Raw genomic sequence first — 26,215 nt, 5'->3', positions numbered from 1 at the left:
CCGTCGCAGGCGTTATGCCGAGGCTTCTTACAACCGCGCGAGCGCCTTGGCGCATTCCGGCACCAGTGCCGGCCCGCGATAGATCAGGCCGGTGTAGACCTGCACCAGGTCCGCACCAGCCTGCAGCTTGGCACGGGCATCGTCGCCACTGAGCACGCCGCCCACGCCGATGATGGGGAATTCACGGCCCAACGCGGAACGCAGCAGGCGGATCACCCGGTTGCTGGCCTCGAAGACGGGCGCACCCGAGAGGCCGCCGGTTTCATCCGCATGCGGCAGGCCCTGCACCGCGTCACGGGCGATGGTGGTGTTGGTGGCGATGATGCCGTCGATGCCGTGCCGGCGCAGGCTGGCCGCGATCGTGGCGACCTGGTCTTCCTCCAGGTCCGGCGCGATTTTCACGAACAGCGGCACGGTGCGGCCGGTGCGGTCCTGCAATTGCAGGCGGCGCGCCTGTAGCGGGCCGAGCAGGGCGTCCAGCGCCTCGTCACTCTGCAATTGGCGCAGGTTCTTGGTGTTGGGGCTGGAGATATTGACGGTGATGTAATCCGCGTGGGGGTACACCGCCTCCAGGCCGATCAGGTAGTCGTCCACCGCACGTTCAATGGGCGTGGCGGCGTTCTTGCCAATGTTCAGCCCCAGCAGGCCGCCGGCGGCGCGGAAGCTGTAGGAGCGGTTGACGTTGCTGATGAAGCTGTCCAGGCCTTCGTTGTTGAAGCCCAGGCGGTTGATCAGGGCCTGCTTCGCGGGCAGGCGGAACATGCGGGGCTTGTCGTTACCCGGCTGGGCCTTGGGGGTGACGGTGCCCACCTCGATGAACCCGAAACCCATGGCACCCAGGCCGTCGATGCAGCGGCCGTTCTTGTCCAGGCCGGCGGCCAGCCCGATGCGATTGGGAAAGCGCAGGCCGGCCACCGTGACCGGGTCCTGGACCCGGGTCTGCGCCCAGGCGCACTGGGCGGGCGTGTTCTGCAGGCGGGCAATGGCGCCCAGCGTCACTTCGTGAGCGTGTTCAGCATCCATGCCGAACAGGAAAGGACGAGCGAAGGAATAAGGGATCAGGGACATGCCGCGATTCTATTGGAGGCCTCCGGCAGGCCCCCGGCAGGCCCCCGGGAGGTGCCGCGTGCATGCCAAGGGCCCGTCTGCAGCGCAGGCGTCCCCCTTCAGGGGGAATGTTGAAGCGTGGGGGCTTGCGTAGGTCGATAATCGCCATCAGTTTCGGCCCCTACACAGCCACCCGCCATGAACAACCTCGACCACCCGCAGCATGACCGGGAAGTTGGCACCGCCGACAGTACCCGTGATGCCACCCGCACGGACGACACCCGTATCGATGCCGTCCGCCCCTTGATCTCTCCCGCGCTGCTGCTGGACCAGTTGCCGCTGCCGGAGCCGTCGCTGCGGATCGTCGAGTCTGCCCGCCAGGAGATCAGCGCCGTGCTGCACGGGCGGGATGACCGCCTGCTGTGCATCGTCGGCCCCTGCTCCATCCATGACCATGGCCAGGCCATCGACTATGCGCGCTTGCTGAAAGACCTGCGCGACGAACTCCGGCAGGACCTGCTGATCGTCATGCGCGTGTACTTCGAGAAGCCCCGCACCACCGTCGGCTGGAAGGGCTACATCAACGACCCGCACCTGGACGGCAGCTTCCACATGAACGAGGGCCTGCGCCTGGCCCGCCAGCTGCTGCTGGACGTGACCGCGCTGGGCCTGCCCGCCGGCACGGAATTCCTGGACCTGCTGTCGCCGCAATACATTTCCGACCTGATCGCCTGGGGGGCCATCGGCGCCCGCACCACGGAGAGCCAGAGCCATCGCCAACTGGCGTCCGGCCTGTCCTGCCCGGTCGGGTTCAAGAACGGCACGGACGGCTCGGTGAAGATTGCTGCCGATGCCGTGCTGGCCGCCCAGGCCAGCCATGCGTTCATGGGCATGACCAAGATGGGTCTGGCCGCCATCTTTGAAACCCGTGGCAATGACGACTGCCATCTGATCCTGCGCGGCGGCAAGGCCCCCAACTACGACGCGGCCTCGGTGCAGTCCGCCGCTGAGGCGCTCAAGGCGGCCGGCCTGCGTCAGGAACTGATGATCGATTTCTCGCACGCGAATTCCTCCAAGAAATTCGAACGCCAGATCGACGTGGGCCGCGATGTGGCTGGCCAGATCGCCGGTGGTGACCGCCGCGTTGCGGGGGTGATGGTGGAATCCCACCTGCAGCCAGGCCGCCAGGACCTGCTGCCCGGCCAGACCAAGGCCGACCTGCTGCCCGGTGTCTCCATCACCGACGCCTGCCTGGGCTGGAGCCAGACCGAGCCGTTGCTGCGCGAATTGGCGGCGGCCGTGCGCCAGCGCCGGGAACGTGCTGCGAACTGAGCGACGAACGTTTGATCCCCAGCGTCCTTGAACTCGTTGTTCTCCCACCCCTGGGTCTATCCGGCGCTTGAGGCCCTTCACCTGATGGGCCTGGGCGCGCTCTTCGGCGGGCTGCTGGTCTGCGATCTTCGCGTGTTGGGGTGGCGGCGTGAGCTGGACGCCAAGGATGTGGTGCGGCTGGCAGTCCCCCTGGCCCTGGCCGGCTTTGCGGTCTGCCTGGTGACGGGCGCCTGCATGTTTGCCACGCAGCCTTGGGAGCTGTGGATCAACGGGGCCTTTCGCCTCAAGATGGTGCTGATCCTGCTGGCGGGCGCGAATGCCGCCTGGTTTCACTGGCGCGGTGGCGTCTCCCGCCATGACCGGATGGCGCGCGCACAGTGCTGGCTGTCGCTGGGGATCTGGCTCGCGGTGATCATCTGCGGGCGTTGGATCGGCGTGGTCTGAAGCGCTTTCCGGTGGCCGGGGCCGGGCGCGATAATCCCGGTTTCCATCCCTTCCCCTGTTCCCCCCGTTGTCCCCCATGAGTGCTCCCATGACCCAAGACGAATTGAAGACCCTGGTTGGCCAAGCCGCCTTGCAATATGTGACGCCGGACACCGTGGTGGGCGTGGGCACGGGTTCCACCGTGGACAAGTTCATTGACGCGCTGGCCGCCAGCCAGATGCGCATCTCGGGTGCGGTCTCCAGCTCGGTGCGCAGCACCGAGCGCATGAAGGCGCTGGGTATCCCGGTGCTGGAAGCGTCCGAAGTGGAATCGCTGCAGGTCTACATCGATGGTGCGGACGAGATCGATCACGGGGGCCACATGGTCAAGGGCGGCGGTGCCGCACTGACGCGCGAGAAGATCGTGGCCGACCTGGCCGAGCGCTTCATTTGCATTGCCGACGAAAGCAAGTTGGTGCAGACGCTGGGCCAGTTCCCGCTTCCGGTGGAGGTCATTCCCATGGCCGCCGCCCAGATCACCCGCCGCTTTGCCGCCATGGGCGCGCAGGCCACCCTGCGTGCGGGCTGCGTGACGGACAACAGCTGCCACATCCTGGATGTGCGGGGCCTGCAGATCACCGATCCGGCGGCCTTCGAGGCTGACGTGACTCAGTGGCCCGGAGTGGTCACCGTGGGTGTCTTCGCCCGCAACAAGGCGGCGGTGTGCCTGCTGGGCACCGCTCAAGGCGTGAAGACACTCACCTTCTGAGCCGGAACACCGAGATGGCGCCTGCCAGGCGCTGTGACTGTTCCTTCAGGCTCTCGGCAGCGGCAGCGGACTCTTCCACCAGCGCCGCGTTCTGCTGCGTCATCTGGTCCAGATGGCCGACGGCGGCATTCACCTGGTTGATGCCGTCGCTCTGCTCGCGGGCCGCAGCGCTGATCTCGCCGATGATGTCGGCCACGCGCTGGACACTGGCGACGATGTCGGTCATGGTGCCCCCGGCATCCGACACCAGGCGGGATCCAGTTTCCACCCGCTCCACGCTGGCGCCGATGAGGGACTTGATCTCCTTGGCGGCTTCCGCACTGCGCTGTGCCAGTGAGCGCACCTCGCTGGCCACCACGGCAAAGCCACGGCCCTGCTCGCCGGCACGGGCCGCTTCCACCGCTGCGTTCAGGGCGAGGATATTGGTCTGGAAGGCGATGCTGTCGATGACACCGATGATGTCGGCGATCTTGCGTGAGCTTTCCGAAATGGCACCCATGGTGGAGACCATTTCACCCATCACTGCGCCACCCCGTTGAGCGGTCTCCGCAGCGGAGCTGGAGAGCTGGTTGGCTGTCATCGCACTGTCGGCGGTCTGGCGAACGGTGCCGGTGAGCTGCGTCATGGAGGCCGCGACCTGTTGCAGATTGGACGCGGTCTGCTCGGTGCGGGCGCTCAGGTCGTGGTTGCCCACGGCAATCTCGGCACTGGCGGTGCCGATGTTCTCGGCGGAGCCCCGCACATCACCGATCAGCTTGAGCAGCTGTTCCTGCATGCCACTCAACGAACCCAGCAACTGACCGGTCTCATCGGCGCCACCGCGCGGCACCTCGCGGCTGAGGTCGAAATGGGCGATGGCATCGGCCACGCCGGCAGCGCTGCGCAGCGGGCCGGTGATGGAACGGGTCAGGCTCACGGCGAACCAGACACCCAGGGCCAGCGCGATCAGCGAGAACACCAGCAGCGTGGTGCGGGCGTTCCCGTTGGACGCCTCCACCTGCCTGGCCGACTCGTCCAGGGTGCTGCGTTGATGTTGCACGATGGCCTGAATGGCTTCCTGAAACCTGGCGGCGGCGGGCTGGAACTGCTGGTCGAAGATCTGGCGCGCCTTGTCGGCTTCGCTATCCTTCTTGGCGGCCATCACGGCGTCACGGCTGCTGAGATAGGCCTTTCGGGCTTCGCCCAGCTGGTCGAAGAGTTCGCGCTCCTTTGGCGTGGTCATGAAGCCGTCCAGCTTCTTTTGCAGCTCGCCGGCCTGCTTGGTGGATTCGGCCACGCTGCTGGCGAAGAACCCGCCCAGGCTGGTGTCGGCGCTGATGGCGATGGCGGTGGTGCGGTTCACGCCATTGGTGATGTTGCGGAACCAGTCACCGGCGGCGCGTTCGGCCACCAGGTCCTCGTTGAACATCTGGCTGGTCTCCTCGGCAACGCGTTTCAGGGCGAGGTAACTGAGGCCGGACCCGACGAAGGAAATCAACAGCACCAGCCCCAGCACCAGGCCCAGGCGTTGGCCGATCGAGCGGCCAGCAACGTTTTGGATCATGACAGTCCCTGCTTCCCTATTCCGAGGCGAGCGATGTGTGGCGCCCCAACGCGGGGCATCTTCGGGCGATATCGGCAGCGCAGCCCAAGACTTGAGCCAACAATTTCACGAATCGGCAGTCAGAATGCGTGGGGCCATTTCTTTCTTGATCACCCACGGAGTCTTCATGTCCGATTCATCCGCGCCGTACCTTCAGGTCATTGCCTACTATCACGTCAAGCCGGGCTTTGGCGATCAGGTCAGCGCGCTGCTGGCACAGCTCACCGAAGCCACGCGCCAGGAGCCGGCCAATCGCTCCTACGACTATTTCCGCTCGCCGCAGGACCCGGATCGTTTCGTCATCCTGGAGCAGTACACCGATGCGGCCGGACTCGACGCGCATCGCGCCACCGAGCATTTCCAGCGGCTGGGCTTCGGCACCATCATCCCGCTGCTGGTGTCGCGCACCGTCAGCAGTGCGATGGTGTACCCCGCTGACGCGGGTCAGCCCGCGCGCGCCGTGTCGTCTTGATCGGCGTCGATTGAGGAGCTCGGCTGGGCGCCGGATGCTTCTCAGCGTGTGTCAGGTCAATGCGCGGCGCTGCTTGGCACCGAAGCGTGCGGGGTCCAGCGCGTCCACCAGGTCGGCTTCCAGCGGCAGTGGCTCACCCGTGATCTGAGCGGCGACCAGGTCCCCGCACAGTGTGGCCCACGTAATGCCTCTGGACGCCAGGCCGCCGCAGATCAGCAGGCCCGGGTGGCGAGGCCAGAAGCGGGCCTGCTCGGCACGCTGCAACGGCATCGCGCTGGGCAGCGGGCCCACCACCGGAAGGCGGTCCGGGACGAGGCTGCGCCAGCCCACACGGCCGCTCAAGGCGAGTCGTGTGTGCGCCTCAGCATCCGCTGGGGAAGCGCCGCAGACTTGCAGTGAAGGCAGCAACTGCGCCAGCCGCTGCAGATTCTGCGTCTGGTCTTGCACACGCAACGTGGGGTCGGTATCGCCCACGTCGGCTGTTGCGCCAAAACACAAGCGGCCGTCAGGCATGCCCACCGCGTAGCCGGTGCCCGCCACCGGCAACCGTGGTAGGGCCGAGGCCTGCCCTGGTGTCAGCACGCTCAACTGGCCGCGCTGCGAGATCCACGGCCATGGCGGGCCCGCCAACCATGGCGCGCTGAGCGCGACGTTGGCGGTGCCAGCCGCCAGCACCACGGCATCAGCTTCCGCGATCACCCCGCCGGCCTCATCGCAAGCCTGCCAACGCTCACCGCTGCGGCGCAAGCTGGCGACACTTGCCGAGGTGTGGGGCACGATGCCCGCTTCCTGCAGCCAGGTGTTGATCAGGGCCGCTGGTGACACGGCACCGCCACCTGGGAAGAACCACGCTGGTTGGCTCAGCGAGAGCCCGGCTCGTTGGCTGGCCTCGGCGGCATCGAGCGCCTGCACGTAATCGGCCGGCAAACCCGTGGTGGCCAGCAACGCCTGCATGGACAGATGCCCCTCGGCCTGCTCGACACGCAACAGCCCCCATTGCAGCCATGGCAGGGCAGGGCCCATGCGCCGCAGCTCCCGTTCGGTGGCCAGGGCGGCTGTCCGGTTGAACCGTGCATGAGGGCCATCGTCCACATGCAGCGTGCCGTGGAAAAGCCCGCCCGGATTGCCCGAGGCCTGTCCGGCGGGGGCCGTGCCTGCTTCCAGCACAGTGCAGTCCAAGCCACGGCGGCTGAGCGCGCGCGCGCAAGCGGCGCCGGCCAGCCCAGCTCCCACCACCAGCACCTGACGCGTGCTGGCGCCCGCGGCGATGCGGCCGGGTGCAGGGGGAGGGCGATGGCGCGGCTCGAAGAAGGCCGTGATCATCTCCCGGGTGCCAAGGGCGGCCGGGCGTTTCTCGACGCGGAAGCCCACAGCGGCCAGCGCGTCGTGCACCGGGCGCGCCAGACACCAGGTCGAGGCCGTGGCACCCGGTGCGGCCAGGCGAGCGATCTGCTTGAACAGACCGGACTCCCACAGCTCGGGATTCGCTGCCGCTGGGGAGCCGTCGAGGTAGAACGCATCGGCCTGCGCGACCAGGGCCGGCAGCCAATCTCGTGCATCCCCCAAGGCCAGCATCAGCCGGACGCGGCCGTCCTCGAAGTCCAGGGTATGGAGGTTGGGGGTGAGCGCAGGCCAGGCATCGATCAGGGCCCGGGCGAGTCGGGGTTCCGGCGACTGCGCGTGAGCCTGAACCAGATCGTCGCGGCGCAGCGGGTGCTTCTCGATGCTGACGAAGATCAGCCGCTCACAGCGTTGAGGATCGTGCCGCCACGCGGCCCAGGTGGCCAGGAAGTTGTTGCCCAGCCCGAAGCCGGTCTCCAGCACCACAAAGCGAGGGCGCCCCGCCCAGCGGCCAGGCAACGCGTTACCGCGCAAAAAAACATGCCCGGCCTGCGCGAAGGCGCTGGCACGGGCGTGCTGGGCGTCGCCAGAATCGGGCGCCTGTGTGAGGGCCGTATCTGGGAGGGCCGGGTCTGGTGGGGCCGCGTCGGGGAAATCAACGCGGGCCGGGACGATGGGCGCGGTCTTCATGGCTTGGCCAAAAGTATGCCGCGCTCCGTCGGCCCGGAGATGCCCTGGATCAGTTGGACGGCTTGGGGCGCGTCAACGCGCCACCGGCCGGACGGCCACCACCGTTGCCCGACGAGGGACGGCGATCGCCTTGGCGTTGCTGTCCCTGGCCTTGCCCTTGCCCCTGGCTGCGGGATTGGCCTTGATGGCCACCACCGGAGCGGCCCGACGGCGCACCGCCACCACCACCCGCCGGACGACCGCCCTGACCACCAGCGCGACCTTGGCCGCCGCCATTGCCAGCGCCGTGACCCTGGCCCTGTGCCTGCGGACGACCGCCTTGACCACTTTGACCACTTTGACCACCTTGACCGCCGCCCGAGCGGCCCTGGCCGCCCGCCGCACCGGCCCGGCCGCCTTCGCGACCACCACCGCCACCACCGCCGCGACGTTGGCCACCGCCACCACCGCTCGGACGTGGCGAGCCGCCGGACCTGCCGACGCCACCGTTGAGCACCATACGGCCCATCACGATGGGTTCCGGCTTGGCGTTCGGGTCCGGTTCGAAGCCCGGCACCACCTCACGCGGAATTTCGCGCTTGATCAGCTTCTGGATGTCGCGCAGGAAACCTTCTTCGTCCACGCACACCAGCGACAGGGCTTCACCCTGCGCGCCAGCACGGCCGGTACGCCCGATACGGTGCACGTAGTCTTCCGCGACGTTGGGCAACTCGTAGTTGACGACGTGGGGCAGTTGGTCGATGTCGATGCCACGGGCCGCGATGTCGGTGGCCACCAGCACTTGCAGGTCGCCACTCTTGAACTCGGCCAGCGCCTTGGTGCGTGCACCCTGGCTCTTGTTGCCGTGGATGGCCATGGCGGTGATGCCCTGCTTGTCCAGGAACTCGGCCAGGCGGTTCGCGCCGTGCTTCATGCGGGTGAAGACCAGCACCTGGTGCCAGTCATGCTGGCGGATCAGGTGCGCCAGCAGTTCCTTCTTCTTGTCGCGGTCCACCGGGTGGATCTTCTGCGCGATGGTGTCGGCCGTGGCGTTGCGACGCGCCACTTCGATCAGGCCCGGCTTGTCCAGCAGGCGGTCGGCCAGGGCCTTGATCTCGTCGCTGAAGGTGGCCGAGAACAGCAGGCTCTGCTTCTTCTTCGGCAGCAGGGCCAGCACCTTCTTGATGTCATGGATGAAGCCCATGTCCAGCATGCGGTCGGCTTCGTCCAGCACGAGAATTTCGACGTGCGAGAGGTCCAGCGTGCCTTGCTGAGCGTGATCGAGCAGGCGGCCGGGGGTGGCCACGAGGATGTCCACGCCCTTGCGCAGCTTGTCGATTTGCGGCTGCATGCCCACACCACCGAACATGACCATGCTGGTCAGCGGCAGGTACTTGCCATACGTGCGCACACTTTCCTCGACCTGGGCGGCGAGTTCACGGGTGGGGGTGAGCACCAGGGCGCGCACGGCCAGACGGCCGCGTGCATCACGGACCGGCTTGCCGGTGGAGAGCCGCTCCAGCAAGGGGAGCGTGAAACCGGCGGTCTTGCCGGTGCCGGTCTGTGCGCCGGCCATCAGGTCGCCGCCACTGAGGACGGCGGGAATGGCTTGGCTCTGGATGGGAGTGGGGGAGGAATATCCAACTTCGGCAATGGCACGAAGCAGGGGCTGGGAGAGTCCCAGTGCATCAAAACTCATAGGCTGCTTTATTGTGTTGCCCACGCAGGGCTTGTGCAGCACACCGTCCCGTGAGGAGGTGCCAGTCTTCGGCTGCTGTGGAGATCGCTGTGAGAGGTGGGGTCAGGCGTGGCCGACCATGCGCTCAATACATCAAGCCACGGCAAGACTGTGGCCGTGGCAATGGCGTGCATTGTAGCCGAGCGCGGACCACTGTCCCGCCGGTGAGGGCTCGGCGAGGATGGTGTGCGCATCAGCGGTGGCAATTTCACACAGGGTCCACGGACGGGGCGCACATGCGCCGCCATTCACCCACGAATGTCTACGAATCGCCCAGATTTTGTGTCCCGCACACCGTGATTTTGTCGGCGCACGCAACCGTGTATCACTCTCGTAAAGCGAGCGTAAAAAGCGCTGTGAGAGGGGCTCAGTTCCGCCTCTTAAAACGATTCTGTCGGCATAGTCTTAGGCCAGTAACCACTTGTGCCTGCTGACAATGAGTTCCCCTTTCCCCGATCCCGCCACCGGTACGCACCTGCTGCTGCTGGACCCTGACAGCCATGCGCGGCTGCGCTGCGCCGCGCTGCTGCGGGCCTGGGGATACCGCGTGACCGACAGCAGTGAACCTGCCTTGCTGGATCGCATCCCCCTGTTGCCGGTAGACCTGTGCCTGCTGGATCCCAGTGATGCCCGTGAAGCCGGCTGGTCCGCGCTGACCCGCCTGCGCCAGCGTTCACGCCTGCCAGTGATCGTGCTGCTGCAACACGACAGCACGCTGGAGCGTGTGCTGGCCCTGGAGCGCGGTGCGGACGCGGTAGCTCCCAAGGACGGCGAGCCGCGTGAGCTGCAGGCCCGGATCAAGTCGCTGCTGCGTCCCCGCGAAGGTGATCCGGCCGAGGTGCTGATGTTTGGCCGCTTCCGGCTGGAGCCCATGACCCGCCGGCTCTCGGGGCCCGGTGGCTTCTGCGTGGTGCTCTCCCAGAGCGAATACAAGCTCCTGCGTGCCTTCCTGGAGCGCCCGCACAGCGTGTTGCAGCGTCAGGAGCTTTTGCACCTGGCGCGCGGCGACGGTGTGACTGCGCTGGAGCGCAGTGTTGACCTGATGGTCTCGCGCCTGCGCCAGAAATTGAATGACGATCCGAGCTCGCCGCTGATTCGCACGGTCCGCGGCGTCGGTTATCTGTTCGATCCCCCCCTGCGTTGACGCACGACTGGGCGGGCCCTGATCGCGCTGCTCTGCGCGCCGTTGTGTTGCTGGGCGCACAGGCTGCACCAAGCAGGGGCCCGGTGTGTCACTGGCTCGGCGCTGGTGGCGCTCTCGGTGGTTTTGAAGGCTGCTTGTGTCAAGGTTGACAAAAGCCGCCTACAAAGTCGCCATTCACTCCCGATAACCCCAGCCGAAACAAGGTCTGGGGGATGGCGGGTCCGGACGCGGTGCGGATCACGGTCCATCCCGTTCACCGCAAGGAGGGAAAAGATGAACGTGGTTTCATCGTATGGCGGCAGCTGGAGCGCAACGCGCATCAGCCAGCGCCTCAACGTCAACGGCAGTTCAGCCACGACCGAGAGCACCACCATCACGCAAAGCAGCGAGACGTCGACCGAGGAGACGGATGCTCCGCAAGGGCCGCCGCCGGGGCCACCCCCTGGCCCGCCGCCGGAGTTCATGATGTTCATGAGCACGCAGCAGTTCGCTGCAAGCAGCACGGACAGTGAGAGCGACGACGAGACGGACGACGACTCGACCATCGATGCCACCAGCAGCGCCAGCAGCACGGGCAGTGCTGACAGCACTGACAGCACTGACAGCACTGACAGCACTGACAGCACCACCAGCGCGAGTTCGGCCTCGCAGGCCCTGATCGACGCGCTGGACACCGACAACGACGGTACCGTCAGCAGCGCGGAGGTGGATGCCTTCAAGCAGGCGCTGGAGGATGAACTCTCGAAGCCGGACGGCCCGCCCCCTGGGCCGCCGCCTGAGGGGCCTCCGCCGGGTCCGCCGCCGCAGGAGGCCAGCGCGACCAGCGACAGCAGCCAGGCGCAGGCCATGCTGCAGCGTCTGGCGGATGGTTATCTGGCGCTGCTGAACAGCTCGTCGAGCAGCGCCGCCACCACGGCCGGCACATCGGGAGCATCCGGCACGGGTAGCAGTTCGCTGTCGGCTGTGGCTTGATCACCAGGCCTGATCGCTAGGCCCGATCGCTGGGCCTGGAAGCAGAAGCAGGCGCCGGGATGGCGCCGCCTTGATGCACGGTCCCTGGTCCGGGCCATCCGCTCTGATCAGGGCCTTCCTATAGCCTGGTGCCAAGCCGGATCCCTGTCCCGGCGCTCAGGCGCCCAATGCCTTGGCGATGAAGTCCCTGGCCACCTTCGGTTTGGACACGCGCACGCTGAACCAGCGTCGCACGTCCTGCTCCAGCCCGATGCCGTGCATGAAGTTGTAGAGCGCCTTCTTGAGCGCATCCCCCATGGCATCGTGGTCCGTGCCGGTGGGGTCGATGAAGCCCACGTCGTTCTTCGCGAACGGGGAGGGCGGCAACGGCAGCAGTTCCACCCCGAAGGCTCCCGGGTCCTGGCCGACCGGTGAATGCACCGTGCACGCAAAGCGGTGGAAGAAGCCGCTCTGGATGCAGCCATTCTCGAAGAGCTGGCGCACGTATTCCAGCGCATCCACGGTGTCCTGCACGGTCTGCGTGGGGAAGCCATACATCAGATAGGCATGCACCAGGATGCCGGACTCGGTGAAAGCGCGGGTCACGCGGGCCACCTGCTCCACCGAGACCCCTTTTTGCATCAGCTTGAGCAGGCGGTCCGAGGCCACCTCCAGGCCGCCGCTGATGGCGATGCAGCCGCTGTCGGCCAGCAATTGGCATAGCTCCGGGGTGAAGGTCTTCTCGAAGCGCACATTGCCCCACCAACTGATGGAGACACCTCGGTCGATCAATTCCTGCGCCAGGGCCCGCAGCACCTTGGGAGGGGCGGCTTCGTCCACGAAGTGAAAGCCGGTCTGGCCGGTTTCTTGCACGATGGCTTCGATGCGATCCACCAGCGTTTTGGCCGATGCGGCTTCGTAGCGGGAGATGTAGTCCAGCGTGATGTCGCAGAAACTGCATTTCTTCCAGTAGCAGCCGTGCGCTACCGTCAGTTTGTTCCAGCGGCCATCGCTCCAGAGCCGGTTCATGGGGTTGAGCATGTCCAGCAGGGACAGGTAGCTGCCCAGGGGCAGGCCGTCCCAGGTGGGCGTTCCCACATCCTCGAAGGGCACATCCGGCTCGGCAAAATTGACGTAGCGCACGGTGGGGGTGCTGCCACCGGTGCCGCCTTCGCCAGCGTGTGCGCCAGTGTCTTCCCCAGCCGCTGCGTTGCTGCGCAGGAAAGTTCTCACCAGCCGCTGCGGCCCCCGACGGCCCGCCAGATGCTCCAGCAAGGCCAGCAAGGGGCGCTCGCCTGCGTCCAGCGTCACGAAGTCCACGTAATCGAACAGGCGCGTTTCGGTGAGCTCGCGCAGTTCGGTGTTCACAAAGCCCCCGCCCAGCACCACCGGCAGGCCCGGCCGGGCCCGCTTGATGGTTTGCCCGATGCGCAGTGCCGCATAAACCGCACCCGGGAAGGGCACGGACAGCAGCACCACGTCCGGCTGTTCTTCCTCCAGCGCCTGCAGGGTCAGTTGCTCCAGCAACTCGTCCACCAGGTTGGCGGGTGCCTGCAGCGCGTCATGCAGCGGGTCGAAGGTGGGCTGGCTGGTGGCCAGTTGCTCGGCATAGCGGACGAATTCAAAGCGTTCGTCGACGGACTCGCGCAGCACATCGGCCAGGTCGTTCAGGTAGAGCGTGGCCAGGTGGCGGGCACGGTCCTGCAGGCCAAGCGCGCCGAACGCCCATGCCAAGGGATCTTCCCCTTCTTCGGAGACGTACACGTCCAGGGACTGGAAGCGGGCGCCCTCAGGCAGGAAACCGCGCGTATTGATGCGGTGTGCCAACGTGGTGTCGCGGCCCTGCAAGAACGCAATGGTGGCCGAGATCGTGGAAAAGTACCGCTCGAAGTCCTGCACGAAATGGGTGGAGGCGGGGCCGCGCTCATGGGCGGGGATGGCCTGCACGGCTGCGAGGATGCGCTGAAGCCCCTCGCGGGAGAACAGGCGCAGCACCAGTGCCAGCGCCAGATCGCGCTGGGCGGCAGGCTGGCCGCGTGAGCGCAGGAACCCGGTCAGGTAGGCGGTGGACGGGTAGGGCGTGTTGAGCTGCGTCATCGGCGGGATGAGCGACAGCACGCGAAGCGACGTGGCGGACATGCAGCAACTGTAGGAGCAAAAAACAAACCCGGCCGAAGCCGGGTTTGTTGGAAGACCCCCCGGGTCTCCGGGTGGTCTTCAGGCGGAAGCCAGAATTACTTCTTGGCGGCCTTCTTGGCAGCGGGCTTGGCGGCCGGCTTGGCAGCAGCCTTGCGGGCAGCAGCCTTGGGGTCCACGGCGGCCTTGAAGCCAGCGCCCGGGGTGAACTTGGGCAGCTTGGCAGCGGCGATCTTGATCTTGTCGCCGGTGGAGGGGTTCACGCCGGTACGGGCGGCACGAGCGTGCTGCTTGAAGGAGCCGAAGCCCGGGATGGAGACTTGGCCACCCTTCTTCACCGTAGTGACCACGGCGTCCAGCAGCGTTTCCAGGATGCGGCCGGATTCGGCCTTGGTCAGTTCGTGCTTGGAAGCCAGGTGTTCGATCAGTTCGGTCTTGTTCATTCGATTGACTCTTGCAAGTTAAGCCCGGCGTGTCACCGGACGCTGCGTATTGTGCAAGAGAAATGGCCTGTGCATCTCCGGGTTGCCCCGCAAACGCACGATGAAAGCACGATGAAATCGCACATCCGGGGCCAGGTCTTGAGGAAAGCCCGTGTTGATCGGGGTTTGCGCGCATCTGTCAGAGATTGAAACCGTGCGTCGCCCGCCCCGGAAATCGTTATTCCCGCGCCACGACGAGCCTGGAATCGCGCCGGAGGGGCTACATCAACAGGCGATGGACGAGGTCCGGGGTACTCGCGGCACCGTATTTCTTCATCAGGCGAGCGCGGTAGACATCCACCGTGCGTGGGCTCACGCCGAGCTTGCGGCCGATCAGCTTGCTGGTCAGCCCCTCGATCAGAAGCGCGGCGATCTCCCGCTCGCGCGGTGTCAGCTCGGCCTTGAGTTGGCGGCGTGCCGACAGGTCCTCGAAGCTCCAGATACCGCTGGCATGCGGCTGCGCCGGGTCCAGTGCGCGGCCGGAGACGTGGCACCAGAACAGCTCGCCGGCACGCGGCCCGCCCACCCGCTTCATGACGCGCTCATCGGCGTAATAGCCGTTGGCATCGAGGCTGGCGATGATGCGCTCGCCGGTGCGCTCGAATTCCACCGGGCTGGGATAGAGCAGGGCGAAGCTGCGGCCGATGAGCTGATCGCGCTCCACGCCGAAGATGGCCAGCAACTGCCGATTGCAGTCCTGGATCAGGCGGTTTTCGGAAATGACCAGTCCGATCGGGGCGAGGTCAAACGCGGTACGGTAGTCCAGCGGCATGTGTGGGCCTGCGGCAGGGCGTGAGGAGGGAGGCGAGCGACGCAGCTTGGCGGTTAGTCAATTCTACGTACCCGCTACCTAAGCGCTTACGTAGTACGCTTTTCGGCGGTGGTGAAACCAGGAGACATTGATGAACAAGCTATATCCCAGCGCCGAAGCCGCGCTGGAGGGCATCGTCCAGGACGGCCAGCTCATGGCCGTGGGCGGCTTCGGGTTGTGCGGCATTCCGGAGGCCCTGATCAAGGCACTGCGTGACAGCGGCGTGAAGGGGTTGTCCGTCATTTCCAACAATGCGGGCGTGGACGGCTTCGGCCTGGGCCAACTGCTGGAGACCCGCCAGATCCGCAAGATGATCTCCAGCTACGTGGGTGAGAACAAGGAATTCGAGCGCCAGTACCTGGCTGGCGAGCTGGAACTCGAGTTCACCCCGCAGGGCACCCTGGCGGAGAAGCTGCGTGCAGGTGGCGCCGGCATCCCCGCCTTCTTCACCCGCACCGGGGTGGGAACGCTGGTGGCGCAAGGCAAGGAGATCCGCGAATTCGATGGCCATGCCTACGTGATGGAACGAGCGCTCAATCCGGATGTGGCCCTGGTCAAGGCCCATGTGGCGGACAAGAGCGGCAACCTCATCTTCCGGCGCACCGCGCGCAACTTCAATCCGGCTTGCGCCATGGCGGGCAAGGTCACGGTGGTGGAGGTGGAGCAGGTGGTGAACGTGGGCGACCTGGACCCGGACGCCATCCACCTGCCTGGCATCTATGTGCATCGCATCGTGCACAACCCCCATCCCGAAAAGCGCATTGAAAAGCGCACCATCCGCTCTGCAGCCTGAGGAGACCGACATGCCCTGGACCCAAGACCAGATGGCGGCCCGCGCCGCCCAAGAGCTGGAAGACGGCTTCTACGTGAATCTCGGCATCGGCATCCCGACGCTGGTGGCCAACTTCGTGCCGGCCGACAAGGAGGTGTGGCTGCAGAGCGAGAACGGCATGCTGGGGATCGGCCCCTTCCCCACAGAAGAGGAAGTGGATGCCGACCTCATCAACGCCGGCAAGCAGACGGTCACCACCATCCCGGGCAGCGTCATCTTCGGCAGCCACGACAGCTTCGCCATGATCCGCGGCGGCAAGATCAACCTCTCCATTCTGGGGGCCATGCAGGTCAGCGAGCACGGTGACCTGGCCAACTGGATGATTCCTGGCAAGATGGTCAAGGGCATGGGCGGCGCGATGGACCTGGTCGCAGGCGTCCCCCGCGTCATCGTGCTGATGGAGCATGTGGCGCGCAAGAAGGACGGCACGGAAGACCTCAAGATCATCCCGTCCTGCACGCTGCCGCTGACAGGTGTGGGGGTGGTGAACCGCATCATCACCGACCTGGCCGTCATGGATGTGACCCCGCAAGGCCTGACACTTGTCGAGCTGGCGCCCGAGGTGACCCGGGAGTTTGTGCAGAGCAAGACGGGGGTACCGTTGCGCTGAGGGCCGGCCTGCACTGAGTGAGCTCTATATATATGTATTGTTTCGGTCAGGTTTCCGGCGCTTAAACCGCGCCGGCCGATTTGCAGAGTGCAAAAGTCACGTGTAGCAGGACTGTTGCCGAGCGATTCACCTGTTATACGAATGACGGTGCGCAAACCGCGCCGGCTCGACACCATGCGGCATCCACAGAAGCCCATGTGTCGAGATGCTCACCATCGCAACCCCCAGTGCCCCCCATGTTTCCGCTGCCCCTGGTGCTGCCGACCGTGCCCTGGACCCTGACCATGGGGGCCTGAGCGCCGTTGCGGCAGCTGCTGCCGCGGCTGCGTTGCTGGCCGCCTGCGGCGGGGGCAGCGAATCCGATGCGGGCGACACGCCCAACACCGTGCCGCACAGTGCCAAGCCGGAAACCGACGCCGAGGCGGCGCGTTTCCTGGGGCAGGCGGGCTTCGCGGCGGTGGATACGGACCTCACCTCGCTCAAGTCCATCGGTTACAGCCGCTGGCTGGACCAGCAGTTCAGCGCGGCCCGCACCACCAGCCACACCGACTGGTTGATCGCCAAGGGTTACGGCGCCGAGAGCTACCGCTACAGCCTGGCCGGTGTGGACGCCACGCTGTGGCGCAAGCTCATCAGCTCGCCGGACCAGTTGCGCCAGCGTGTGGTGCTGGCGCTGTCGGAAATCTTCGTCGTCTCCATGAACGGGTTGCCGGTGGCCTGGCCCCAGTTCGCCACCTCGGGCTATGTGGACATGCTGGAGGCCCGCTGCTTCGGCACCTTCCGCGAGCTGCTGGAGGGCGTGACCCTGTCGCCGGCCATGGGCGTCTACCTGGCCATGCGCGGCAATCGCAAGGAAGACACCAAGACGGGCCGCCAGCCCGACGAGAACTACGCCCGGGAGGTGATGCAGCTGTTCACTATCGGCCTGAACCAGCTCAACGCCGACGGCTCCGCCAAGACCAGTGGCGGCAAGACCATCGACACCTACAGCCTGGACCAGATCACCGCGCTGGCTCGGGTCTTCACGGGCTGGGACTTCGACACCGCCGCGCCCAATGGCACGGACTTCAGCTACATGAACCGGCCGATGGTGAACACCGCATCGCGCTTCTCCACCGGCACCAAGCAGGTCCTGGATGTCAGCATCCCGGAGTCGGCCGACGGGCCCGCCGCGATGAAGGCCGCGCTGGACACGCTGACGGCCCATCCCAACGTCGGCCCCTTCATCGGCCGCCAATTGATCCAACGCCTGGTGGCGTCCAACCCCAGTGGTGGCTATGTGCAGCGCGTGGCTGCCGTCTTCGACAACAACGGGCAGGGCGTGCGGGGCGACATGCGAGCCGTGATCCGCGCCATCCTGCTGGACAACGAGGCGCGCACTGCCTCCACCACGCCGGACGGCGGCAAGCTGCGGGAGCCGGTGCAGCGCCTGGTGCAATGGACTCGCTCGGTGGGTTTCACCTCACCGGGCGACCTCTGGGCCATTGGAGACTGCAGCAACCCGGCCACGCGCCTGGGCCAGAGCCCGCTGCGCAGCGGCTCGGTATTCAACTTCTTCCGCCCCGGCTATGTGCCGCCCAACTCCGAGCTGGGCAACAACAACGTCACGGCGCCAGAGTTCCAGCTCTGCAACGAAAGCACGGTGGCGGGTTACCTCAACTTCATGCAGACCCTGGTGAACAGCGGCATCGGCGACATGAAGCCGGACTACACCGCCGATCTCGCCCTGGCGGCCGATGCCACCAGCCTGGTCCAGCGCCAGGCGAACCTGCTGGGTGGCGTCTCGGAAACCACGCTGACCCTCATCACGACCGCCGTGGGCGCCATCACCGGCACCACGGACGCCGGCAAGCTCAACCGCGTCAAGGCGGGTTGGCTGCTGCTGCTGGCCTCCCCCGATTACCAGATCCAGAAATAAGCGGAGCGTCTCATGGCTCATGTGTCCCGCCTGGCGTCCCTGAAGCGCCGCGAATTCCTGAAACACGCCTCGGCCGTGTCCATCGCCGGCACCGCCGCCCCCTGGGCGCTGCAACTGGCCGCCATCAATGAAGCGGCTGCTGCGACCGCCGCCGGGGACTACAAGGCCCTGGTGTGCCTGTTCCTCTATGGCGGCAACGACTACGGCAACACACTGGTGCCGTACGACACGGCCAGCTACAACGCCTATGCCACCATCCGCCAGACCCTGGCCACGCCTCAAGCCGACCTGACTGCCACCGCGCTGACGCCCTCCTTGGCCTTGCCGGACGGCCGGCAGATGGCGCTGGCACCGACGCTGTCGGGCATCAAACCGGTCTTTGATGCAGGCCGCCTGGCGGTGATGCTCAACATCGGCACGCTGATGCAGCCCACCACGCTGGCGCAATACAAGGCGCAGAGCGTGCCGCTGCCGCCCAAGCTGTTCTCCCACAATGACCAGCAGAGCCTGTGGCAGTCGTCCAAGCCGGAAGGCGCCATCTCCGGCTGGGGCGGTCGCCTGGGGGACCGCTTCCTCTCGGGCAACGGCAATGCCACCTTCACCTGCATCAATGTCTCCGGTAATGCGGTGTTCATGTCGGGCGGCCAGGCCGTGCAGTACCAGATGAGCAGCAGCGGGGCAGTGGCCATCAATGGCGTCACCAAGAGCCTGTTTGGCTCGCAGGCCTGCAGCGAGGCGCTGCGCACCCTCGTCACCGGCAACCGCACGCACTGGATGGAGTCGGAGCTCAACCGGGTGACGGCGCGCTCGATCAGCGCGCAGGCCACGGTCAGCACCGCACTGACCGGCGTCAGCCTGACCACGCCGTTCGAGACCAGCTCGCTGGCGGCCCAGCTCAACATGGTCGCCAAGCTGATCGGTGCGCGCTCGGCGCTGGGCGCGTCACGCCAGGTGTTCTTCGTGTCGCTGGGCGGTTTTGACCTGCACGATGTGCTGGTGGACCAGCACCCCAAGCTGCTGCAGCAGGTGGGCAACGCCATGGCCAGCTTCGATGCCGCGCTGCAGGAGCTGGGCGTGGCCAACAACGTCACCACCTTCACCGCCTCGGACTTCGGCCGAACCCTGACTTCCAATGGGGATGGCTCCGACCATGGCTGGGGCAGCCACCACCTGGTGATGGGCGGCGCAGTCAAGGGCGGCCGCTTCTACGGACAATTGCCCTCGGTGAGCGTGAATGGGCCGGACGATGTCGGCCAGGGCCGGTTGCTGCCCACCACGGCGGTCGACCAGCTGGCTGCCACGCTGGCCTTGTGGATGGGCGTGAGCGTGTCCGACCTGCCCTCGGTGCTGCCAGGCATCGGCAACTTCAGCCAGCAGAACCTGGGTTTCATGACGGCCTGACCTCGCTGCATGGTGGCCTGACCATGCCGCATGGGTGCGCATCGCCACGCGAGGCCGGGAGGCCCCGTTGCGGTGCGTTGCCGGAGCTGCCCTGGTGCATGGGCGCCAGCGTTCCGCTTCCGCTTCGCTCACGGATCGATGAGCACGTGAAAAACCGCCCAAACCCGACACGCTGACGCCCCTCAGCCAAGGGGGCTGCTCCCCTAGAAACATGGCTACGCATTTCCTGTTGCATCTCCTAACATTAAGGCGTTGCTCTGCTATTCGCACGTCATCACAAAGTGCGAAAGCATGAAGCCGCGTTCCACAGCCTGATCAGCGGAGGCAGCGATGGATGGAATGCTGGGGAGGACCCAGGAACTGGATTGGTGGTCGGTCTATCGCGGTCCGGAGCGGCGGCGGGGGAGCGACAAATGGTGGCGCAGTGCGCTGGATGCGATCGACCTGGGCGTCTGTCTGGTCGGTGCGGGCGGACGGCTGGTCTACGCCAACTGCACGGCCCGTGATCAACTGGGGCCGGAGGCGCCGGTGCAACTGGTGGACGGCCAGGTGAGCGCCGTGCAGCGGCCCGACCAGCAACGGCTGGAGCAGGCGCTGCAGGACGCTCAGCAGCGCAGCCTGCGGCATCTCATCTGCCTGGGACGCGGCGCGCAGCGCCTGTCGCTATCGGTGCTGCCGATGGTGGACGGGGTGCAGACCCATGCCATGCTGGTGCTGGGCAAGCGCAACCTCTGCGGCGAGCTGCCGATGCTGGCGTTCTCGCGGGAGCATCAGCTGACCGCGGCGGAGCAGGGCGTGTTGCAGGCGCTGTGCGAGGGCCTGCAGCCGCAGGAGATCGCCCAGCGGCATGGCGTGGCCATTTCGACGGTGCGCACCCAGATCGCCAGCGTGCGGGCCAAGACGGCCACCGAGAGCATCCGCGAACTGGTGTCCATGGTGGCGCAGTTGCCGCCGATGCAGGGCGTGCTGCGGGCGATGGAATACCGCTGAGCCTCGTGGTGGCCTTCGCTCGGTGCGGTGGGCCGGGGCCCGGTGGCGCTGCGCAGAAGGGGCTCCACCGGGCATGGCAAGGCCTCAGGCCCGGTGCGGTGCCAGCGTCTTGCTGAACAGCGATGCCCCGGTCAGGTCCTTCAGCGTCACCGTGAGCCCCCCTGTCCTGGCGTCGATGTCCACCTGCCCGAAGAACTGCAGCCCGTCCGAGGGCGGCGAATTGGCCTCCTTCGGCGCCTTCTCATAGACCACCTGCATGCCGAACGTGGCATCGCCCTTGTTCGGGCCGAAGCCGCCCGCATGCAGCGGGCCGGAGACGAATTCCCAGAACGGCAGGAAATCGCTGAACTGGGCCCGTGTCGGGTCGAAGTGGTGCGCGGCGGTGTAGTGCACATCAGCCGTCAGCCAGACCACGTTGTGCTGGCCCAACTGCTTGATACCCCGCAGCAGGCGTGCGATCTCGATCTCTCGCCCTCGCGGCGCGCCGTTGTCGCCATTGGCGATGGCCTCCCACTTGTCACGGCCCTGGGCGTCCTTGCCATCGCCGACCTGCAGGCCGATGGGCATGTCGGCCGCGATCACCTTCCACAGGCCCCTGGAGCGCTTCAGGCCGTCCAGCAGCCAGTCCACCTGGGTGGGGCCCATGAAGGCGCTGGTGGCGTCCTCCTGCGTCTCCAGGTTGGCGCCGTTGGGGCCGCGATAGCTGCGCATGTCCAGCACAAAGACGTCCAGCAGCGGGCCCTGCGGCAGGTGGCGATAGATGCGCTCCACCTCGGCGTCGCCGAAGCGGCGCATCGGCGCATATTCCATGAATGCCCGGGTGCCGCGGGCCACCAGCAGGGGCACGTTCTTCTCGGTGTAGCGTGGGTCGGCCGTGACGTCCTTGCTGTCCGAGTAGTTGTTGCTGATCTCGTGGTCGTCCCACTGCCAGATCTGCGGGACCTCGGCGGACATGCGGCGCACATGGGTGTCCATCAGGTTGTAGCGGTAGCGGCCCCGGTATTCGTCCAACGTCTCCGCGACCTTGCTGACCTCTTCCGTCACGATGTTCTTCCAGATGCTGCCATTGGCCAGCTTCACCTCGGCGCTGATGGGGCTGTCCGCATAGATGGTGTCGCCGCTGTGCAGGAAGAAGTCGGGGTTCACGCGGCGGATCTGCTCGTAGATGCCGATGCCGTCCCAGTCGGGATTGATGCCCCAGCCCTGGCCCATGGTGTCGCCGCTCCAGCAAAAGCGCACATCGCGCAGTGGTGAACGGCCGGAGGCCCCGGGCAGGCGCAAATGGCCCTGGAGGGGTTCGGACATCACCCGCTCGTTGTGCAGGTCCTGCAGCATCACGCGGTAGAAGATCTCCTGGCCGGTGGGCAACTGGCGCAGATCCACGCGGCCTGTGAAATCAGTGTCCGGCAGCAGAAAAGGGCCGCGTACACGTTGCACCTGGGTGAAGCTGGCGGTGGTGGCCCACTCCAGCCACATGCGGGCGGGGCGGTCGGCGCGCGTCCAGATCACGGCGGCGTCGGCCAGCGGATCGCCGCTCTGGATACCGTGCGGCATCTGGGGGCGCATGGCGTCGCGGGTGATGAGCGCTGGCGCCTGGGCCCGCACGGCCTGGGGCATGATCAGTGACGCCCCTCCGAGCAGGGCGCTGGCATTCAGGAAGCGGCGGCGATCCATGGCATGACTCCATTCGGGGTGGCAAGGCCGCTGATGCTCTCCGGACCGCATGACAGGTCCGTGACGCCAGCGCCGCCGGGTGCGGTCAGGAGACGACAAGCATGGCAGAGCAAGTACAGCGGCGTGTCAGCGCACAATTGGGGCCCATCGCACTCATGCGCCGGAGAGCAGCGGGCCGAGCCGCCGGGTCCGCGACGCGGCACATGGGGTGGGCACTGGCGGTCTGGGTGGCCGCACGAGTGGCTGTATCGGTGGCTGTATCGGTGGCTGCATCGGTGGCTGCATCGTTGGCCGGCCCGGCTTGGGCGCAGGCCGTGCCACCGCCGCCGGAGGCCGCCTCCGGCTGGACGGCCAAGCCGGGCTGGACCTTTCAGCGGCAGGCCGTGGCCGCCGCAAACCCTGCCGCTGCACAAGCCGGCCTGGAGATGCTGCGCCAGGGTGGCAGCGCGGTGGATGCCGCCGTGGCCGCCCAGATGGTCCTCGGCCTGGTGGAGCCGCAATCCAGCGGCATCGGCGGTGGCGCCTTCCTGATGTTGTGGGATGGCGACCATGTGGTGGCGCTGGACGGCCGGGAAACCGCCCCTGCGGCGGCCGACGAGACCCTGTTCCTGAACGCCGAAGGTCAGGCGCTGCCCTTCCAGGATGCCGTGCAGAGTGGCTTGTCGGTGGGTGTGCCGGGCACCTTGCGGCTGCTGGAGCTGGCGCACCGGCGTTACGGTCGGCTGCCCTGGGCCCGCTTGTTCGAGCCGGCCATCCGCCTGGCCGCCGACGGCTTTGTGGTGGGGCCGCGCCTGAGCCACCTGGCAGCAGCCGACCCCGCACTGCGCCAGCAGCCTCGTATCAATGCCTACCTGATGGACCCGCACGGCCGGCCCTGGCCGGCCGGTCACCGGCTGCGCAACCCGGCCTACGCGGCCGTTCTGAGGCGCATCGCGAAGGAGGGCGCGGACGCCTTCTATCGCGGGGCAATCGCACGGGACATCGTGGCGCAGGTGCGTGGGCATGCCTCGCGGCCGGGGCGCCTGCAGCTGACTGATCTTGCGGCCTACCGTGTGCAGGAACGTGCGCCGCTGTGCCAGGACTGGCGCGCGTGGCGCCTGTGCGGCTTCCCGCCCCCGGGCAGCGGCGCCATTGCCATCGACCAGATCCTGGGCGTGCTGGACCGGCTGCCCGCCCCAACCGAACCCGTGCTGACCAATGGCCTGCCGGGGGCGGAGTTCCTGCATCGCTACGCTGAAGCCTCCCGGCTCGCCTTTGCCGACCGCGCCGCCTACGTCGCGGACCCGGACTTCGTGAAGCCCCCGGCAGGCGACTGGCGCAGCCTGCTGGCGCCGGCCTATCTGCGCCAACGTGCGGCGCTGGTGGGCGAGCGCAGCATGGGCGAGGCCAGCGCAGGCCGGCCGGAGGCGGTACCGCAGGCTTACGCGCCGCAGCCTGATCAGCCCGAGCACGGCACCAGCCACCTGGCGATCGTGGATGCGCAAGGCATGGCACTGTCCATGACCACCACCATCGAGGCCCAATTCGGCAGCCGGCTGATGAGTGATGGCGGCACCGGCCTGCGCGGCGGGTTTTTCCTCAACAACGAGTTGACCGACTTCTCGCTCCAGCCCCGTGATGAAGCGGGTCAGCCCATGGCGAACCGGGTGGAACCGGGCAAGCGCCCGCGTTCGGCCATGAGTCCCACGCTGGTCTTCCGTCGGCCGGAGCAGGAGGGCGAGGCGCCCCGCTTTGTCATGACCGTGGGCTCGCCAGGCGGCGCGGCCATCATCCATTTCGTGGCCAAGGCACTGATCGGCTCGCTGGATTGGGGCCTGGATCCGCAGGAAGCCCTCAATCTGCCCAACTTCGGCAGCTTCAATGGGCCCACGGTGCTGGAGGCCGGCCGCTTCCCGTCCACCACCGTGGAGGGGCTCGTTCAGCGCGGACATCGCATCATGAGTACCGAGCTCACCAGCGGCGCCCAGGCCGTGATGCGCCTGGGGGATGGCCGGCTGCGTGGCGCCGCCGACCCGCGCCGCGAGGGTGAGGTGCGCGGCGACTGACTATCATCCCGCCCATGCTGTCAATTGAACAATTCCTGGGCTTCCTCGCCGCTGCGGTGCTGATCACGGCCTCGCCGGGGCCGGACAACCTGATGGTGCTGAGCATGGGCCTGTCCAAGGGCCGCCGGCAGGGGATGGTCTTCGGGCTGGGCTGTGCACTGGGTTGCCTCAGCCACACGGTGCTGGCCGTGATCGGGGTCAGCGCCCTGGTGGCGGCCTCGCCGGTGGCGTTCACGGCCCTCAAGGTCTGCGGCGGGCTCTACCTGATCTGGATGGGCGTGAAGGCCCTGCGCAGCTCCGGCGCCATGCGGCTGGACCGTGCGCCGCAGGAGGAATCCCTGCGCCGCCTGTTCTTCAAGGGCGTGTTCGCCAATGCGATCAACCCGAAGGTGGTGCTGTTCTTCCTGTCGTTCCTGCCGCAATTCGTGGTGGCCGGGCGCGGTGATGAAAGTCTGCAGATGGCGCAGCTTGGTCTGCTGTTCACGGCGCAGGCGGCGCTGCTCTTCGGGCTGCTGGGCTACTTTTCGGGCGCCATCGGCCGCTGGATCAGCCAACGTCCGCGTGCCGGCCTGTGGTTGGACCGGCTGGCGGGCACCGTGTTCGTGGGGCTCGGGCTGAAGCTGGTGATCGCGCGCTGAGGCGTTGGCAGCGCGCCATGAAAAAGGGGCCCGTGAAGGGCGCGAGGACAAGGGGGGGCCGTGGAGGGCGCGATGAAAATGGGGCCCGTGGAGGGCCCCATGGCATGGGTGGGCGTGTCAGTGTGCGCGCTCAGTACGGCCCACGAGTCCGGCGTTTGAGTGTCAGCAGCGAGCCCAACGCGATCATCGTGAAGAGCAGGCCGCTCCAGATGTCATAGGACAGGCCAAGCAGCTTGTAGGTCGCGGCTTCGCTGCAGGAGGCCGTGGCCATGAACACCGTAGGCCAGCGCGCTTCCAGGTCGAGAGCGGAGAGCACCTTGTCCGCGAAGGTCATGTCGCAACTGGCGAGCTTGGCGGCCACTTCGTGCTGATAGCCGGCCGCCACCAGCCCCGCAATGCCCAGCGCCGCCACCAGCAGCAGGGCTACCACGCGGCCCGCCTTGACGCGCTGCACGCACCAGCCCAGCACGCTGACCACGGCGATCAGGATGTAGAGGCCGCGCTGCATCACGCACCAGGGGCAGGGTTTGATGTCGAACTGGTATTGGGCGATGAGGGCACCCGCCAGGGCGGCGATGGATGCCACCGCCGTGGCAGCGAGCACCCGCGCAGGAGTGAGCAGCATACGCATCAGTCCTGGATCTCGGCGATCAGTTCAATCTCCACGCAGGCCCCGGTGGGAATCTGCGCCACGCCGAAGGCGCTGCGTGCATGGGCGCCGATTTGCGGCCCGAAGACGTCAACGAACAGCTCGGAGGCGCCATTGGTCACCAGATGCTGCTCGGTGAAATCCGCCGTGCTGTTGACCAGGCTCATCAACTTCACGATGCGGGTGACCTTGCCCAGGTCACCCACCGCAGCTTGCAGCGTGCCCATCAGGTCGATGGCAATGGCACGTGCGGCGGCCTTGCCGGTGGCGGTATCGGTGTCCTTGCCCAGTTGGCCCACCCAGGTCTTGCCGTCCTTCTTGGCGATATGGCCGGACAGGAACACCAGGTTCCCGGTGCGCACGAACGGCACATAGGCGGCGGCCGGCACCGCGACGGGCGGCAGGGTGATGCCCAACTGCTGCAGGCGGTCGTGGACGGCGGAGGGGGAGGCAGAGCTGCTCATAGCGATGGAACGAGGGTGGTCCTGAACGGGACGAATGCTACACCCGGGCTGCCCCCGGGTTTGGGCGGGCCGGTGCGGCACGAGGATTGCCAAAACC

At 66.9% G+C, this 26,215-nt stretch carries 23 protein-coding genes; 13 read left to right on the top strand and 10 right to left on the bottom strand.

Annotated features, from left to right (window positions below):
* Positions 1 to 27 precede the first annotated feature (27 nt).
* Complete coding sequence (locus tag BMY53_RS13885) at positions 28 to 1,068, bottom strand: quinone-dependent dihydroorotate dehydrogenase (protein WP_092947067.1); 1,041 nt, start codon at positions 1,066 to 1,068, stop codon at positions 28 to 30.
* Positions 1,069 to 1,245: 177 nt separating this feature from the next.
* On the opposite strand from BMY53_RS13885, the gene BMY53_RS13880 reads away from it, so the two are divergent.
* The 3 genes from BMY53_RS13880 to rpiA all read left to right on the top strand — a co-directional run bounded on the left by BMY53_RS13880 (position 1,246) and on the right by rpiA (position 3,571).
* On the top strand, positions 1,246 to 2,379 hold the full coding sequence (locus BMY53_RS13880; RefSeq protein ID WP_092947066.1) for a 3-deoxy-7-phosphoheptulonate synthase: 1,134 nt from the start codon (positions 1,246 to 1,248) through the stop codon (positions 2,377 to 2,379).
* A 27-nt stretch (positions 2,380 to 2,406) separates the two neighbouring features.
* The gene (locus BMY53_RS13875) at positions 2,407 to 2,823 is read left to right on the top strand and encodes a hypothetical protein (RefSeq protein WP_255370189.1); all 417 of its coding nucleotides are present in this window, start codon (positions 2,407 to 2,409) and stop codon (positions 2,821 to 2,823) included.
* Positions 2,824 to 2,911: 88 nt separating this feature from the next.
* Positions 2,912 to 3,571, top strand: a complete 660-nt coding sequence (gene rpiA, locus BMY53_RS13870; protein WP_177200875.1) for a ribose-5-phosphate isomerase RpiA — start codon at positions 2,912 to 2,914, stop codon at positions 3,569 to 3,571.
* Here rpiA and BMY53_RS13865 read toward each other — a convergent pair.
* Entirely contained in the window at positions 3,561 to 5,114 is a 1,554-nt protein-coding gene (locus BMY53_RS13865) for a methyl-accepting chemotaxis protein (protein WP_092947064.1), read from the bottom strand. The genes rpiA and BMY53_RS13865 overlap by 11 nt on opposite strands.
* Before the next feature lie 166 nt (positions 5,115 to 5,280).
* On the opposite strand from BMY53_RS13865, the gene BMY53_RS13860 reads away from it, so the two are divergent.
* Positions 5,281 to 5,625: a putative quinol monooxygenase gene (locus BMY53_RS13860; protein WP_092947161.1), complete on the top strand. Its 345-nt coding sequence runs from the start codon at positions 5,281 to 5,283 to the stop codon at positions 5,623 to 5,625.
* Between the two features lie 51 nt (positions 5,626 to 5,676).
* Here the strand turns inward: BMY53_RS13860 and mnmC are convergent, their stop codons facing one another.
* Both mnmC and BMY53_RS13850 read right to left on the bottom strand, forming a co-directional pair.
* Positions 5,677 to 7,656, bottom strand: a complete 1,980-nt coding sequence (gene mnmC / locus BMY53_RS13855) for a bifunctional tRNA (5-methylaminomethyl-2-thiouridine)(34)-methyltransferase MnmC2/FAD-dependent 5-carboxymethylaminomethyl-2-thiouridine(34) oxidoreductase MnmC1 (protein ID WP_092947063.1) — start codon at positions 7,654 to 7,656, stop codon at positions 5,677 to 5,679.
* Between the two features lie 49 nt (positions 7,657 to 7,705).
* Positions 7,706 to 9,334 carry a DEAD/DEAH box helicase gene (locus tag BMY53_RS13850; RefSeq protein ID WP_092947062.1) on the bottom strand — a complete coding sequence of 543 codons (1,629 nt, stop codon included), beginning with the start codon at positions 9,332 to 9,334 and terminating at the stop codon, positions 7,706 to 7,708.
* Positions 9,335 to 9,809: 475 nt separating this feature from the next.
* On the opposite strand from BMY53_RS13850, the gene BMY53_RS13845 reads away from it, so the two are divergent.
* Together BMY53_RS13845 and BMY53_RS13840 are read left to right on the top strand one after the other, a co-directional pair.
* Complete coding sequence (locus BMY53_RS13845) at positions 9,810 to 10,517, top strand: winged helix-turn-helix domain-containing protein (protein WP_092947061.1); 708 nt, start codon at positions 9,810 to 9,812, stop codon at positions 10,515 to 10,517.
* 273 nt (positions 10,518 to 10,790) lie between these two features.
* Positions 10,791 to 11,489: a hypothetical protein gene (locus BMY53_RS13840; RefSeq protein ID WP_092947060.1), complete on the top strand. Its 699-nt coding sequence runs from the start codon at positions 10,791 to 10,793 to the stop codon at positions 11,487 to 11,489.
* A gap of 156 nt (positions 11,490 to 11,645) precedes the next feature.
* Here the strand turns inward: BMY53_RS13840 and BMY53_RS13835 are convergent, their stop codons facing one another.
* From BMY53_RS13835 to BMY53_RS13825, 3 genes are all read right to left on the bottom strand, one after another.
* Positions 11,646 to 13,607, bottom strand: coding sequence for a B12-binding domain-containing radical SAM protein (locus BMY53_RS13835; protein WP_092947059.1), 1,962 nt, complete (start codon positions 13,605 to 13,607; stop codon positions 11,646 to 11,648).
* Between the two features lie 95 nt (positions 13,608 to 13,702).
* Positions 13,703 to 14,047, bottom strand: coding sequence for an HU family DNA-binding protein (locus tag BMY53_RS13830; protein ID WP_092947058.1), 345 nt, complete (start codon positions 14,045 to 14,047; stop codon positions 13,703 to 13,705).
* A gap of 259 nt (positions 14,048 to 14,306) precedes the next feature.
* The gene (locus BMY53_RS13825; RefSeq protein WP_092947057.1) at positions 14,307 to 14,858 is read right to left on the bottom strand and encodes a LuxR C-terminal-related transcriptional regulator; all 552 of its coding nucleotides are present in this window, start codon (positions 14,856 to 14,858) and stop codon (positions 14,307 to 14,309) included.
* 130 nt (positions 14,859 to 14,988) lie between these two features.
* On the opposite strand from BMY53_RS13825, the gene BMY53_RS13820 reads away from it, so the two are divergent.
* From BMY53_RS13820 to BMY53_RS13800, 5 genes are all read left to right on the top strand, one after another.
* A complete protein-coding gene (locus tag BMY53_RS13820) occupies positions 14,989 to 15,690 on the top strand; it encodes a CoA transferase subunit A (protein ID WP_092947056.1) in 702 nt (233 codons plus the stop codon).
* Between the two features lie 10 nt (positions 15,691 to 15,700).
* Positions 15,701 to 16,339, top strand: a complete 639-nt coding sequence (locus BMY53_RS13815) for a 3-oxoacid CoA-transferase subunit B (RefSeq protein WP_092947055.1) — start codon at positions 15,701 to 15,703, stop codon at positions 16,337 to 16,339.
* Positions 16,340 to 16,544: 205 nt separating this feature from the next.
* Positions 16,545 to 18,257: a DUF1800 domain-containing protein gene (locus BMY53_RS13810; RefSeq protein ID WP_092947054.1), complete on the top strand. Its 1,713-nt coding sequence runs from the start codon at positions 16,545 to 16,547 to the stop codon at positions 18,255 to 18,257.
* Positions 18,258 to 18,269: 12 nt separating this feature from the next.
* On the top strand, positions 18,270 to 19,658 hold the full coding sequence (locus BMY53_RS13805; protein ID WP_092947053.1) for a DUF1501 domain-containing protein: 1,389 nt from the start codon (positions 18,270 to 18,272) through the stop codon (positions 19,656 to 19,658).
* 330 nt (positions 19,659 to 19,988) lie between these two features.
* A complete protein-coding gene (locus BMY53_RS13800) occupies positions 19,989 to 20,648 on the top strand; it encodes a helix-turn-helix transcriptional regulator (protein WP_092947052.1) in 660 nt (219 codons plus the stop codon).
* Positions 20,649 to 20,732: 84 nt separating this feature from the next.
* Here BMY53_RS13800 and BMY53_RS13795 read toward each other — a convergent pair whose 3' ends face one another.
* Entirely contained in the window at positions 20,733 to 22,322 is a 1,590-nt protein-coding gene (locus BMY53_RS13795; protein WP_092947051.1) for an alkaline phosphatase D family protein, read from the bottom strand.
* 101 nt (positions 22,323 to 22,423) lie between these two features.
* On the opposite strand from BMY53_RS13795, the gene BMY53_RS13790 reads away from it, so the two are divergent.
* Both BMY53_RS13790 and BMY53_RS13785 read left to right on the top strand, forming a co-directional pair.
* Entirely contained in the window at positions 22,424 to 24,367 is a 1,944-nt protein-coding gene (locus tag BMY53_RS13790; RefSeq protein ID WP_255370188.1) for a gamma-glutamyltransferase family protein, read from the top strand.
* A 14-nt stretch (positions 24,368 to 24,381) separates the two neighbouring features.
* Positions 24,382 to 25,005, top strand: a complete 624-nt coding sequence (locus BMY53_RS13785; RefSeq protein ID WP_092947049.1) for a LysE family translocator — start codon at positions 24,382 to 24,384, stop codon at positions 25,003 to 25,005.
* Between the two features lie 130 nt (positions 25,006 to 25,135).
* Here BMY53_RS13785 and BMY53_RS13780 read toward each other — a convergent pair whose 3' ends face one another.
* Complete coding sequence (locus BMY53_RS13780; protein ID WP_255370187.1) at positions 25,136 to 25,630, bottom strand: disulfide bond formation protein B; 495 nt, start codon at positions 25,628 to 25,630, stop codon at positions 25,136 to 25,138.
* Between the two features lie 5 nt (positions 25,631 to 25,635).
* Positions 25,636 to 26,118, bottom strand: a complete 483-nt coding sequence (locus BMY53_RS13775) for a RidA family protein (protein ID WP_092947047.1) — start codon at positions 26,116 to 26,118, stop codon at positions 25,636 to 25,638.
* Positions 26,119 to 26,215: the final 97 nt, after the last annotated feature.

Origin of the sequence: Roseateles sp. YR242 (assembly GCF_900109745.1) — a bacterium.
Taxonomy (GTDB): domain Bacteria; phylum Pseudomonadota; class Gammaproteobacteria; order Burkholderiales; family Burkholderiaceae_C; genus Roseateles.
The sequence above is the reverse complement of the archived record's forward strand: the minus strand, read 5'-3'. Positions and strand labels throughout refer to the sequence as shown.

Excerpts from the sequence above, each read along its gene's own strand:
- BMY53_RS13885 (WP_092947067.1), bottom strand. The coding sequence starts at position 1,068 with ATGTCCCTGATCCCTTATTCCTTCGCTCGTCCTTTCCTGTTCGGCATG.
- BMY53_RS13880 (WP_092947066.1), top strand. The coding sequence starts at position 1,246 with ATGAACAACCTCGACCACCCGCAGCATGACCGGGAAGTTGGCACCGCC.
- rpiA (WP_177200875.1), top strand. The coding sequence starts at position 2,912 with ATGACCCAAGACGAATTGAAGACCCTGGTTGGCCAAGCCGCCTTGCAA.
- BMY53_RS13865 (WP_092947064.1), bottom strand. The coding sequence starts at position 5,114 with ATGATCCAAAACGTTGCTGGCCGCTCGATCGGCCAACGCCTGGGCCTG.
- BMY53_RS13860 (WP_092947161.1), top strand. The coding sequence starts at position 5,281 with ATGTCCGATTCATCCGCGCCGTACCTTCAGGTCATTGCCTACTATCAC.
- mnmC (WP_092947063.1), bottom strand. The coding sequence starts at position 7,656 with ATGAAGACCGCGCCCATCGTCCCGGCCCGCGTTGATTTCCCCGACGCG.
- BMY53_RS13850 (WP_092947062.1), bottom strand. The coding sequence starts at position 9,334 with ATGAGTTTTGATGCACTGGGACTCTCCCAGCCCCTGCTTCGTGCCATT.
- BMY53_RS13845 (WP_092947061.1), top strand. The coding sequence starts at position 9,810 with ATGAGTTCCCCTTTCCCCGATCCCGCCACCGGTACGCACCTGCTGCTG.
- BMY53_RS13840 (WP_092947060.1), top strand. The coding sequence starts at position 10,791 with ATGAACGTGGTTTCATCGTATGGCGGCAGCTGGAGCGCAACGCGCATC.
- BMY53_RS13835 (WP_092947059.1), bottom strand. The coding sequence starts at position 13,607 with ATGTCCGCCACGTCGCTTCGCGTGCTGTCGCTCATCCCGCCGATGACG.
- BMY53_RS13830 (WP_092947058.1), bottom strand. The coding sequence starts at position 14,047 with ATGAACAAGACCGAACTGATCGAACACCTGGCTTCCAAGCACGAACTG.
- BMY53_RS13825 (WP_092947057.1), bottom strand. The coding sequence starts at position 14,858 with ATGCCGCTGGACTACCGTACCGCGTTTGACCTCGCCCCGATCGGACTG.
- BMY53_RS13820 (WP_092947056.1), top strand. The coding sequence starts at position 14,989 with ATGAACAAGCTATATCCCAGCGCCGAAGCCGCGCTGGAGGGCATCGTC.
- BMY53_RS13815 (WP_092947055.1), top strand. The coding sequence starts at position 15,701 with ATGCCCTGGACCCAAGACCAGATGGCGGCCCGCGCCGCCCAAGAGCTG.
- BMY53_RS13810 (WP_092947054.1), top strand. The coding sequence starts at position 16,545 with ATGCTCACCATCGCAACCCCCAGTGCCCCCCATGTTTCCGCTGCCCCT.
- BMY53_RS13805 (WP_092947053.1), top strand. The coding sequence starts at position 18,270 with ATGGCTCATGTGTCCCGCCTGGCGTCCCTGAAGCGCCGCGAATTCCTG.
- BMY53_RS13800 (WP_092947052.1), top strand. The coding sequence starts at position 19,989 with ATGGATGGAATGCTGGGGAGGACCCAGGAACTGGATTGGTGGTCGGTC.
- BMY53_RS13795 (WP_092947051.1), bottom strand. The coding sequence starts at position 22,322 with ATGGATCGCCGCCGCTTCCTGAATGCCAGCGCCCTGCTCGGAGGGGCG.
- BMY53_RS13790 (WP_255370188.1), top strand. The coding sequence starts at position 22,424 with ATGGCAGAGCAAGTACAGCGGCGTGTCAGCGCACAATTGGGGCCCATC.
- BMY53_RS13785 (WP_092947049.1), top strand. The coding sequence starts at position 24,382 with ATGCTGTCAATTGAACAATTCCTGGGCTTCCTCGCCGCTGCGGTGCTG.
- BMY53_RS13780 (WP_255370187.1), bottom strand. The coding sequence starts at position 25,630 with ATGCTGCTCACTCCTGCGCGGGTGCTCGCTGCCACGGCGGTGGCATCC.
- BMY53_RS13775 (WP_092947047.1), bottom strand. The coding sequence starts at position 26,118 with ATGAGCAGCTCTGCCTCCCCCTCCGCCGTCCACGACCGCCTGCAGCAG.